At 69.7% G+C, this 11,100-nt stretch carries 6 protein-coding genes and 1 riboswitch; of the genes, 2 read left to right on the top strand and 4 right to left on the bottom strand.

Annotated elements, in window-relative coordinates; all coding sequences use genetic code 11:
• Positions 1–44: 44 nt before the first annotated feature.
• The 3 genes from O145_RS19880 to O145_RS07795 form a co-directional block, all read right to left on the bottom strand.
• Positions 45–182, bottom strand: a complete 138-nt coding sequence (locus tag O145_RS19880; RefSeq protein WP_411265951.1) for a helix-turn-helix domain-containing protein — start codon at positions 180–182, stop codon at positions 45–47.
• Between the two features lie 426 nt (positions 183–608).
• Positions 609–1,262, bottom strand: coding sequence for a hypothetical protein (locus O145_RS07800; protein WP_043562089.1), 654 nt, complete (start codon positions 1,260–1,262; stop codon positions 609–611).
• A gap of 32 nt (positions 1,263–1,294) precedes the next feature.
• The gene (locus O145_RS07795; RefSeq protein ID WP_043562087.1) at positions 1,295–6,694 is read right to left on the bottom strand and encodes a DUF6531 domain-containing protein; all 5,400 of its coding nucleotides are present in this window, start codon (positions 6,692–6,694) and stop codon (positions 1,295–1,297) included.
• Positions 6,695–6,988: 294 nt separating this feature from the next.
• Between O145_RS07795 and O145_RS07790 the strand changes: the two genes are divergently transcribed.
• Both O145_RS07790 and O145_RS07785 read left to right on the top strand, forming a co-directional pair.
• Positions 6,989–8,431, top strand: a complete 1,443-nt coding sequence (locus O145_RS07790; protein ID WP_156966655.1) for a hypothetical protein — start codon at positions 6,989–6,991, stop codon at positions 8,429–8,431.
• Positions 8,432–8,479: 48 nt separating this feature from the next.
• Positions 8,480–9,448, top strand: coding sequence for a PfkB family carbohydrate kinase (locus O145_RS07785; protein WP_043562081.1), 969 nt, complete (start codon positions 8,480–8,482; stop codon positions 9,446–9,448).
• A 417-nt stretch (positions 9,449–9,865) separates the two neighbouring features.
• On the opposite strand, the gene O145_RS07780 is transcribed toward O145_RS07785, so the two are convergent.
• The gene (locus O145_RS07780) at positions 9,866–10,690 is read right to left on the bottom strand and encodes an alpha/beta hydrolase family protein (RefSeq protein WP_043562078.1); all 825 of its coding nucleotides are present in this window, start codon (positions 10,688–10,690) and stop codon (positions 9,866–9,868) included.
• A gap of 178 nt (positions 10,691–10,868) precedes the next feature.
• Positions 10,869–10,954, top strand: a riboswitch (SAM riboswitch).
• The last annotated feature ends 146 nt before the right edge of the window (positions 10,955–11,100 follow it).

Here is an 11,100-nt window from a genome sequence, read left to right as displayed (position 1 = left end):
CGCCCGCTTGAGCTTTGCCGCGTTCCCGCCCACGGCGCGACCGGTCACCACGAGGGCTCAGCCCGCCCCTGCCGCCACTGCGACAGCCAGTCGCGTACCGTCTCCTCAGTCCGCTCGACCACCTCCGCGACAGTATCCAGGCCGACGCCGCGGGCAGCGCGCACAACCGCCTCCGCCCTCAATTCTCACAAGCCTGCAGGGTGTCCGAACGCTTCTTCCACCTGATGAGGACGTCCCGCTCCTTGTCCATCATGTCGATCCGCACGAGGCAGTCCTCATGCGAGATGCTCTGCAAGCACCAACCAGGAATCCCGCAGCAGCCACCCCAGAACACCATTTCGCTTAATTCCGGCTATACCCAGGCCGACACCACGAGCAGCGCACACAATCACCCCCACCCTCAGCCCCCGCCGACCTGCAGAGCGCCCGAACACCTCCTCCACCCGACGAGCGCGTCCCGCCCCTCGTCCGCCATGTCGCCCCACACGAAGCAGTTCTCATGCGAGATGCTCTGCAAGCACCAACCAGGAATCCCGCAGCAGCCACCCCAGAACACCATTTCGCTTAATTCCAGCCATATTTTGAGTTTGGTGATGGTGGGCGGTGTGTTACCGGTGTCGTTTGGGTCGGTGGAGAATGCCCAGTATTCCCATGCGTCCGTAGCGGTTGTCAGCGTGCTGTTCGTCCGGGCCTGACCCGCCTTGTCCGTGTGGAGGCTGGGTGTGGAGGCTGGATACGCCTAGGATGTTCACTTTCGAGTTCCACTTCGGCATGTTGTCCTCGAAGAAGGATTCGGGGGGGTCTCCCGGGTACCCATAGGAGGGCAGTGGCTCTATGAGTCCGGGGATCTCGAGGGCAAAGAAATCCAGACCCGTGGCCGAGAAACTGAAATCCCATTGGTACCTCAGGCCCATCGTAGATATGAAGAGAAAGGAGTTTGGGCGGGGGACTATCCAGTAGGAGTTGATGGGCTCTCCGATGGGGCCCTGGCGGTGGCGGGGGTAGGAGTAGTCGAGGTTGTGAAAACCCCTGCCGACTATGAGGCAGGTGTTGCCCTCGTGGAAGTTGTCCGTGCTCCGGTTGTCCAGGAGTAGGAGGATCTCGGCGCGGCGCGGGTCGATGAGGATGTCCAACAAGCCTGCCAAGAAGAGAGTGTTGTCGCCGCCCAAGGGGTCGTCGTATCCCTGCAGTTGCGGCAGTGCCTTGAGGTCGTCTGTCGACAGACGCGGCAGCTGGCGGATCTCGATCGTGTCGGTGCCCATTTGTTTTCCCTCCGGGGCGTGGGGCTAGCCGGTCAACTTGGCCAGAGAGCCGGGTACTGTCCGAACTCCAAGGGTATATGCCATGCCGGATCGGATGGGGAGAGCGTCCTTCCGGTGGCGGGGTGAACGGCCTGGTTGCCCTTATTAAGGTAGTTCACGTAACCGTTAGGATAAGGGTACCTCCCTCCCTTAGGGGCCATCACGCGCGTCTCCACCACGTTGGGGTGAAGCCCTGGCGTTCCCTTCGGCACGGTGAACACTGTCCCGGCTCCCCGGTTTGCAGGCCGAGTTGCGGTTCTGGGAATTGCTGCGGGGTATTCCGTTCCATTGAGTGTGACGGTGGCCGGTGACTTGGATGCGGCTGCGCCGCCCGCCAACCCGCCGAGAGCTCCATCTTTGGCGCCATTCCAGGCGCCTTGGCGGACGCCCTGCCAAACGTCTCCTCCGGTGGCCAGGGCGCCCAGGCCCCCGGTGGCGGCACCGGACAGGGAACCGGTAGCGGCTCCAGAGACTGAGCCGACAGCGCCTTGGGCAAGGTGCTGACCGATAGGAATCATACTGGCGTGCTTGGTGGCGCGGACCATGATGGCTTCGCCGGCCTTGGTCTTGGCGGCCCACTGGAGGCCTTTGCCCGCTCCAAAGCCGATGCCTCCGCCCAGGGCGCCCAGGGCCCCGCTCATAAGAACCTCGCCGGCGTTGACGGGGTAGCCGGTGCAGGCCTGGTCGATGAGGTTGGCTCCCGCTCCCAGGGCGGCGCCGATGGCGATGGCCGCTCCGATACCGGCCGGGCCGCCGAAGACCGCCAGGCCGACCCCGGCGGCGATGGCCAGGGCGGTACCCCACTTGGGGGAGTTGGCCTTGCGGTACTCGTCCAGCTCTGCGGCGTAGACGGGGTGCAGGCCGGTGGGGTCCAGGAGGTTGGCGGGGTTGTTGCCGGCGTAGGAGTAAGGGTTCCCCGTCCAGCCGGCCCCGGTGGTGGGCTCCATGGGGTCGGGGGACAGGAAGCCGCTGGTGGCGGGGTCCAGGACCCGGGCGCCGGTCCATTCCAGGCCGGCGACGCGCACCTCGCCGCCGGCCCCGATGCCGATGGGGCCGGTGGTGGCCTGCGGGGCGGGCGGCCGGTAGGGGTCGGCCGGGTCGGTGGGGCGCTCGGGCCGCCAGGAGGCGCCCAGCCAGCCCGCCCGGGCGTGGGCGGTCAGGGGCCCGGCGCGCACGACGCAGTCCCGGCCGGTCTGGAGCAGGCCGCCGGAGACGTCGTCGAAGAAGACCCGCTCACTGTTGACCCTGGCGAGCCGGCCCAGAGCATCGACCGTGGTAATGGTGCGCACCACCCGGTCATGGTGGTGGTCGGTGACGGACGCCAGGGTCCACAGGGGCCCCCATTCCAGCTCCCGGCGCCGCCCGTCGGAATGCTCCTCCCCGGTGCGCCGCCCGGAGCGGTCGTAGGTGTAGGTGACGCTCTCCCGGTCGCTGGTGGCCCGCAGCAGCCGGCCGGCCGCGTTGTAGGTGCGCTTCCAGGTGGTCCCGTCCACCTTCTCCAGGGTCAGGCGGCCCCCGGCGTCGTAGGCCCAGGTATTGGTGCCCTTCGGGCCCGCGGCCGCGGTCAGCTGGCCGGAGGCGTCGTAGCTGTACGCGGTGGTGGCCCCGTCAGTAGTGACCGAGGCGAGCCGGCCGTCCTCGGTGTAGTCCATGACCGACGCCGATGAGCCGCCGTCCCCAGTGCGGGCATGGCGCGTAATGAACCCGTCCGTGAAGGCCCACTCGTGGCTCGTGGCCCCGACGGCGGCGCCCACCAGGCGCCCCGCCTCATCGCGCTCCAGCACCGCTGCATCCAGGCCCGGGTGCTCGACGGCGACCACCGCGCCGGCGGCGTCGCGCCGGTAGGTCGTGGCCTCCCCATTGGGGGCCGTGACCCTCACCGGCAGGCCATCGGCGTCGTAGGCCCAGCTGGTGGAGGCCGCCGACGCGCCTTCGCGGTCGTGGCGCACCAGCAGACCGCGCGGGTCATAGGACAGGGTGTGCGTCACCGCGCCCCCGGGGTCGGCGAAGTCCTCCACCGTGCTGGTCCGCTTCAGCGCATCCCGCCTCGTGCGGGAGACCAGGCGCCCGTCAGCGCTCAAGGAGGACTCCATACCGGCCTCGTCGTAGCCGATCTCGATGACGTGCCCGTCGGCGTCGACGTTCTTGATGAAGCGCCCCGCGGCGTCGTAGGAGGCGTAGGAGGTGTTGCCCAGCTGGTCGGTCTCGCTGGTGCAGCGGCCCATCGCGTCGAAGGCGCGGTGGGTCACCCCGCCCATCGGGTCGATGATTCGGACCGCCCGGCCGTTCTCGTCGTACTCGTAGCGGGTGGTGCCGCCGGCCCCGCCCATGGCCGCCACGAGCTGGTCGGCCTCGTCGTAGCGGAACTGGCGCACCCCGTTGTAGGGGTCCCTGGTCTCCACCACGCGGCCGGCCTTGTCATAGGTCCAGCGGAAGGTCCCCGATCCCGGCGCGTGGCGCGCGACCGCGCGGCCGCACGTGTCATAGCGCGTCCAGCCCCGCTCCGCCGTGGGCCAGGTCTCGGAGACGACCCGGGAGTCGACGTCGTACCCCAGCTCGATGCGGAAGCCCATCTCGTTGCGCACCCCGGCCACGCGCCCGCAGGCGTCGTAGTCGTAGCGCACGCTCGAGCCGCCGGGGCGGCGGATCCGCACCGGGCGGCCCGCCAGGTTGCGCTCAATGGTGGTGCGCCCGCCGACGGCGTCGACGAGCTCCACCGGACGCCCGACGCGGTCGTAGCGGGTGGTGACCTGCGAGCCGTCGGGCAGGACGGTGGCGCTCTCGCGCCCCCACCTGTCCATCTTCACGGTGGCGGACGAAACGGCATCGCCCACGGTGATCTCGCGGCGCGCAGTGCTGTGGCGCTGGAAGGCGCGCACGCCAGCGGGATCGACGGTCTCGTTCAGCCGGCCGAACTGGTCGTAGTGGCGCGTCCACACCCCGCCGGTCGGGTCCACGGTCTGCCTCAGCCGCGACATGGCGTCATGGGTGAGCTCCCACACCGCGCCGTCGGGCAGCCGCACGCGGCTGACATTGCCCAGATCGTCCAGCTCCTGCTCGACCCGGCGCCCCAGCGGGTCGATCGTCGCGCACAGCTCGCCGTGCTCGCCGTACTCCAGGCCCGTGCGCGCCCCCAGCGGGTTCACCATCGCGGTCATGCGGCCGCCGGCGGTGTACTCGTAGCTCCAGCGGCCGCCGTCCGGGTCGGTACGGGAGGCCAGCAGGCCCGCCGGGGTGTAGGAGAAGCGCGTGGTGGCGCCGGAGGGCATGATCATCTCCAGCGGCCGGCCCGACCCGTCGCGGACAATACGAGTCGTATTGCCCTCGGCGTCGATGCAGGCCACGAGATCGCCGTGCGCGTCGTACTCGAAGCGCGCCGTCACGCCGGTCGGGTCGGTGGCCTCCAGCAGGAGGCCCGCGTCCCAGACCATCCGGGTCCGCCCGCCCTCGCCGTCGATGATCTCCGAGGGCTGCTGCTGCGCGCCGGTGTAGGACATGGTGGTGCGGGCGACCTCGGTGCCGTCCTCCAGCGAGACCACGTCGGTCAGACGGTCCAGGTCGTCGTAGGCCAGCCGGGTCATGGCCCTCGACGGCGTCAGCTCGGTGATCAGGCGACTGCGCTGGTCGAACTGGCGTACGGTCCGCCGTCTCTCCGGGTCCGTGGACACGACCAGGTTCCCCAGCCGGTCGTAGGCCATGCGGGAGCAGTTGCCGTCGGAGTCGGTGACGCTCAGCAGCCGGCCGCGGGCGTCGGCCACCCACGTGTTCGAGCGGCCGCCGTCCATATCGGAGACGGCGGTCACGCGGCCGGAGAGGTAGGCGAAGCGCGTGACGCGCCCGAACGGGGACGTCTGGGTGGACACCCGCCCCTGATCGTCGTAGCTGTTGCGGGCCTCGACCACGCCGTCGGCGTCGATCACCGCGCTGATCAGCCCGTCCTCGTCCCACTCGTAGCGGCGCGACCCCAGGGGGCCCGCGGCCTCGACCAGCCGGCCCTCCTCGTAGCGGTAGACGACCCGCCGACCGTCGTCGGCCTGCACGGCGACAATGCGGTCCCCGTCCCACTCCACGCCGATCTCGTGCCTGCGCACGTGACGGATGCGCACCAGCCGGTCGGCGTCGTAGTCGAAGGTGATCGTGGCGCCGTCGGTCAGGGTGAAGGACGTCGGCCGCCCCTGCGGGGTGAACTCCCAGCGGGCGCCCGCGCTATTGGTGATGACGCAGCCGTCCTCGGCGACGGACAGCCAGAAGCTCTCATGCGCGGCGCGATCGAAGCCGTCCCCCATGCGCGGGAAGACGACCTCTCGCCCGTCCAGCAGCGTCCAGGAAGCGCCGTCGTCGTCGAACCGCAGGCCGCAGCCGTCGAAGGAGGCCCAGCCGGGGCCGTGGCCGCCGACCTTCTGGCTCAGCGAGGAGTAGGAGCGGGTCCAGCCCAGCAGCGCCGTGCCGCCCTCGTAGCGCAGGTCCTCCTCGTTCTTAACGAAGTTGCCGGTCGCGGTGTTGACCGGGTCGTTCGCGTACCCCGACGTCGGGAGGTTGCCGGTCGCCTCGACGGCCGGGATCTCCAGCTGCGGGCGGTGCAGGGACATGCCGTTGGCCTCCAGGCTCGCGGTGATGGCCGCGTCGGACACCGTGGAGATCGTGCCGCTGCCGCCGGCGGCCTCGAAGTTCGACGCGACGATGTCGGTGCGGGTGCAGTCCTCGTCGTTGGCGGTGATGTAGTTGGCGAACCCCACCAGGACCTGGCTGCAGTCCAGAGTGCCCCACTTGCACGTCTCCTGGAAGGTCTCGACCAGGCCGCCCAGCGTGGCCGGGGTGTTGCGGATCTCATCGGTGGCTCCCCGCTCCTCCGAGGTGAAGCTGCGCAGGTCGTCGGGCAGGGCCGAGGACACTCTGGTGGTGCTCGTCCCGACGAGCTCCTGGCGCGCGCCCGCGGGCGAGGAGTCGTATGTCTTGTGCATCTGCTCGACGGGATCGGCCTTGGGCGGGTTCTCGTCGCCATGGGCCAGGTGCAGGAAATCGACTTTCTCACCCAGTCTCTCCAGCATCGAGCGCCTATCGCGCCTGCTCCTCCACTCCCTGGCCGCGTCGATCCGCTCCTGCTCCAGGCGCGCGTCCTCCTCCAGGTCCCGCACGCCGGTGGCCACGTCCCGCAGGCGGCCGGCCAGCAGATCCGCGTCGTTGTTGGCCGTCTGGATGTTGTCGGCCCACAGCTCCGCGTAGTACCCCTCGAACTTGGTGCCGTACCTAGACTTGCGGTTATTGCGCGGCTCGACCTGATCCTCCACCGTGGTCGCCGCCGCATCGAGCTTGGCGGCGAGGTCGCCGCTGACGCCGTAGTCCCACACGACGTCAGATGCCGCCTTAAGGTCTTCAAGGCTCGGGGCGCTCACGTCGGATCCTTCCTGAGGCAGGGCTGAAGGGACCTCTTTCAGCCTAACCGAGTCGTCTCCGTATGCCTAGGGGCTTGACTCCGGGACTCCGGGGCGGTCTGGGCCGGGCTGGGTCCCGCCGCCCCCTGCCTCCGCCGCCCCCCTCGTCGAGATCGGTCCGGTTCCGCACCGATCTCGATGCGGAACTCGACCGATCTCGGTGAGGGAAGCGGGGCTCCGCCCCTGCCCGGCCTCGCCCGGCTCCGCCCCTGCCCGGCCTTTCGCCACGTGAGCTCATGTGGCAGGCTCAAGTGCATGGCAGGTCCTGACCAGTCCCAACCGGTCTCTTACGGCATCGTGCCCGATCCGAGTCAGCCCGGCCAGGCGGCCTCGTACCCGACCGGGCAGTACCCGCCCGCCGCGGGGCGATATGCGGCGGTTCCCGCGTCTCCGACCGGCTACGGCGAACCGAAGCCTCCACGGAGGAGGCGCACGGTCCTCGTGGTCTCGCTGGTGGTGGTGCTCGTACTGGCCGTCGTCGTCGGTACCGGAGCCGTCCTGCTGCTGCGCAATAGGGTCGGCAGCAATGACGCCCCCGGCTCCGACAGTACTGCCAGTGCCGACAGCACAGACGCAGCGAGCTCGGGCGGCCGCTGGTCGAGCGCCTGGCTCGACGGGTTCGAGGAGGCGTGGACTCTGGACGCCCCGCCCGCCTCCGGCAAGAAAAGGGCTATGTCCGTTAAAGTCGCGGAGGACAAGCTCATCCGCACGGTAAGCGCTTCCAAAACCACCACTGTGACGGTGTTTCAACTGGGAGACGGACAACCCGATCAGCTCTGGGAGGAGGATGTCAGTGGCTCGACTCTGTGGATCACCATCTGGAAGAACTGGATCGTCGTCGGAAACACCCTGGTCGACATCGACTCCCGTGAGCACACCACGGCGCCGTGGGCCGAGAACGCCCTGGTGTCCTCCTCACACGAGAGCGCGATCGCCTGCGTCGACACGACATGCACCATGTGGACCTCCCCGACCGAGAAGAAGTGGGAGGCCGAGCTCCCGGAGACCACCTCGGTTCGCGTCCTAACGGACAGTGAGGTAGGAGGCTATGCCTGGGCCGAAGGCACCGGCAAGTCCCCTGACTACATAGTCGACCTCGATGCCGGAAGCTCCAAGAAGCTGGAAGGTGCTGAAGGAGGGTCGTCGCCCTACGCGCTCGCCGACGGGTGGGTGGTCTACGGGGCCGGCCGGCAGTCAGCGGCCGTTACCCTCTATGAGCCCGACGGTACTCTCCGTGAGACGTTCCTCTCCGATGCCGGTGGATCGGACGACGATTACCCCTGGTCCTCCGAGCCCTTCACCCTTGACCAGGCGCGCAGCTGGCTCAAGGACGGGGACACGTCCTGGGCTCCGGGCACGTACTCCGTCTCGCAGGCGGATGCGTCATGCGAGTCAATCACCGTTGCCGGTAACGATATCGACCTCGGAGAAGACAACTCGTTGACTGAGCGCAAACGGGGCGGGTGCTCCGTAGCATCTCCGATTCAGGTCATCTATCACGCAGGAGACGGCCAGATCGCTACCTTCTATGAGCATCGGTACCGGGACGATGAGGTCTTCCTCCACCTCGTCGACATGGCCACCGGCCGGGCATCAGACCCGATCCCTCTCGGTGATTACTCGAGCTACGACGTCAAGAACGACGTGCTGATCGTGCACGACGAGGCCGGCGGCATCAAGGCCTACCGACCGGCATAGCGGCCGGGCGGTGCAGCGAGTCCTCGAGAACAGGTTGAGGAGCTGAAAATGGGCCGACCGCCGTCGACCACCCGTCCCGTCGGCTTGTTCTGCGGGCTCGCCGTCGTCGACGTGATCCAGCTCGTCCAGGCGCCGCCCGGCCCCGACGACAAGATCATCGCCCTGGACCAGCTCATCGCCGCTGGCGGCCCGGCCACCAACGCCGCCGTCGCCTTCGCGGCCCTCGGCGGCCGAGCGATCCTGGCCGCGCCCGTCGGCGCCGGGCCCCTGGCCGAGCTCGTAGGCGCCGACCTGGCGGGCACCGGCGTCGAGCTCCTCGACTGCTCTGACTGCTCCGACCGCTCCGGAGGCTCCGACAGCGCCGGACCCGCCCCAGGCCTTTCGGTCTCCTCATGCACCATCACCGCCGGGACCGGCCGGCGCTCCGTGATATCCACCAACGCCCGCGCCGCCGTCGACACCGCCCCGCTCGACCGGCACGCCGCGCGGATGGCCTGCGGGCAGGAGCCCCCGCCCGACGTCGTCCTCATCGACGGGCACAACCCGGCCCTCGCTTGCGCCGCCCTCGACCTGGCGGCCCGCGCGAGCGCGCTCACCGTCATGGACGCCGGGTCGTGGAAGGACCCGGCGGCGGACCTGCCCGCGCGCTGCGACGTCGTTGCGGCGTCGGCCCGCTTCTACCCGCCTGGGCCCGCGGGCCCCGTGACGGCGCCGCAGGACGTCGCGCGCTGGCTGCTCGACGCCGGTGCCCGCGGCGTCGTCATCACCCGTGGGGAGCGCCCGGCCCTGTGGTGGGCGGCCGGCGCCCGAGGCTCCGTCCAGCCGCCGCAGGTCGAGGCGGCCGACACCCTGGGCGCCGGCGACGTCTTCCACGGGGCGCTTGCCCGCGCCCTGGCCGGCGCCCGGCGAGACCAGGTCACCGGGCCCGTGCTGAGCGCCGCCGTGGAGCGCGCCTGCGCCGTCGCCGCGGCCTCGACCACGGCCTTCGGGACGCGCGCCTGGCTGCACCAGGCCTGAATGAGTGGTCCCAACGGGGCGTGGGCCTGGCTCATGGCCCTTCTTCGTCGAGATCGGTCGTACCCCGGCTCGAGATCGGTTCAAGACGCCGGCCTGACGCCTTGCCTGACACCCACCGTGCGCTGCGGCCCTATCAAAAAGGTGGCTCCTACGCACTTTTAACCCTGACCCTCGCCCCGTCCTCGCAGCAGAATCGCAGAATCACGCCGATCTTCGCCGCGCCCAAGACCGCGGCCCACCTTAAAAGTGCGTAGGAGCCACCTTTTTCCGGTCGAGGCCGGCTTCTCGGGGCCTCCCGGGGCTCTCGGAGGGCCCCGGAGAGCCGATGGAGGTCCGGCGGCGGACACTCGCTGAACTTCCGGGACCGAGTTCGACGGAAGAGACCGCGGAGGTCGGGTCAGGAGCGCCCGCGGCGCCTCAACCCAGCCGGTGCGTGACCCAGTCGATCGCCAGCTGGGCGACCTCGGCGTGCGCAGCCTTGGCGTTGTCGCAGCGCACCTGCTGGAGCCGGCTACCGTCGCGCAGCAGAGGGAAGCCCTCGGCGGCGGCTTCGGCCGTGCCGGGGAACTCGTCGGTCAGGGCCCCGTAGAGCATGAGGATCGGCCACGGCAGCCCCGACATGGTCTTGTGCGGCGACTGCAACGAGACGTCGGCCAGGGTCTCCTTGCTCAGCACGTCCCAGCTGCGCGAGTTGGGGTTGTCGTCGGGGAGGCGCGTCAGGCCGTGGCGGTCGAGCTCGTCGAGCTGGGCGGGGGAGAAAACGTTCTCCCACAGGATGGAGTGCGGGCCCACCACCGCACCCACGACAACGACGGCACTCACCTGCTCGGGCCGGGCCAGCAGCGCGGCGGTCGCCCCGAGGCCGTTTGCGTGGATGGCCTGCCGGGTGAAGCCCCGGTCCGCCAGCCAGCCGCAGACGGCCTGGATGTCCTCGACCTCCCCGGCGAGCGTGATGACGTCGTCGTCAGACTCGCCCAGGCCGGAGAAGTCGAACTGCAGCGTGGTCAACCCCGCCTTCCGGTACCGGGCAGCGAGATCATCGAGACGGTGGGCCAGCCCGTGCCGGTCGGTGAGGAAGTCGTGGGCCAGGACGACGACGCCCTCGGATCGGACGGGCACGTCCCGGTCCGCCTCCAGGGCGGCATCGAGCGCAGGGACGTCCAGCGGGTCGGCTGTATTCGCCACACACAGGGTCGCGGCGAGGGTGATGCCGCGCGCTGTAGCGATACTGATGTCCGTCATGCGGTAAACCTAGGGCAGGCGCCCACAGCGGTCACGGCCCCTGGATGGGGAGCACTTGGATTGCGCTGGCAGCGTGAAGTGTTTACAAGACGCGATCGACCACATACCGACTGCTCGATCATTATCCCGACTGACGGACGCCGGCATCCGACCCGCTGGGGCGCGGTACACTCGTGTTGTTCCATCCAGAGCGGCTGAGAGACCCGGCTCGACGACGCCGCAGCAACCCCATGTGGCGGGTGCTTCCGCCGGGACCGATGGAGACCGAATGACGATCGAGCCCACCGACCAGACGAGCGACGCCGACGGCGCCCTGCCGCAGACGGCGCGCCCCGCCGCACCTGGCGCCGTGCCCGCCCCGCACGCGCCGCAGACGGCGCGCCCTGCCGCACCTGGCGCCGTGCCCGCCC

The sequence above is a fragment of the Actinomyces israelii DSM 43320 genome, assembly GCF_000711965.1.
Taxonomy (GTDB): Bacteria; Actinomycetota; Actinomycetes; order Actinomycetales; family Actinomycetaceae; genus Actinomyces; species Actinomyces israelii.
Note: the sequence above shows the minus strand (reverse complement) of the source record. Positions and strands in the feature narration are given on the sequence as shown.

What these genes read in the sequence shown, in the direction of transcription:
- O145_RS07790 (WP_156966655.1), top strand. Translation starts at nt 6,989, where the DNA reads ATGGCAGGTCCTGACCAGTCCCAACCGGTCTCTTACGGCATCGTGCCC.
- O145_RS07785 (WP_043562081.1), top strand. Translation starts at nt 8,480, where the DNA reads ATGGGCCGACCGCCGTCGACCACCCGTCCCGTCGGCTTGTTCTGCGGG.
- O145_RS07780 (WP_043562078.1), bottom strand. Translation starts at nt 10,690, where the DNA reads ATGACGGACATCAGTATCGCTACAGCGCGCGGCATCACCCTCGCCGCG.
- O145_RS07800 (WP_043562089.1), bottom strand. Translation starts at nt 1,262, where the DNA reads ATGGGCACCGACACGATCGAGATCCGCCAGCTGCCGCGTCTGTCGACA.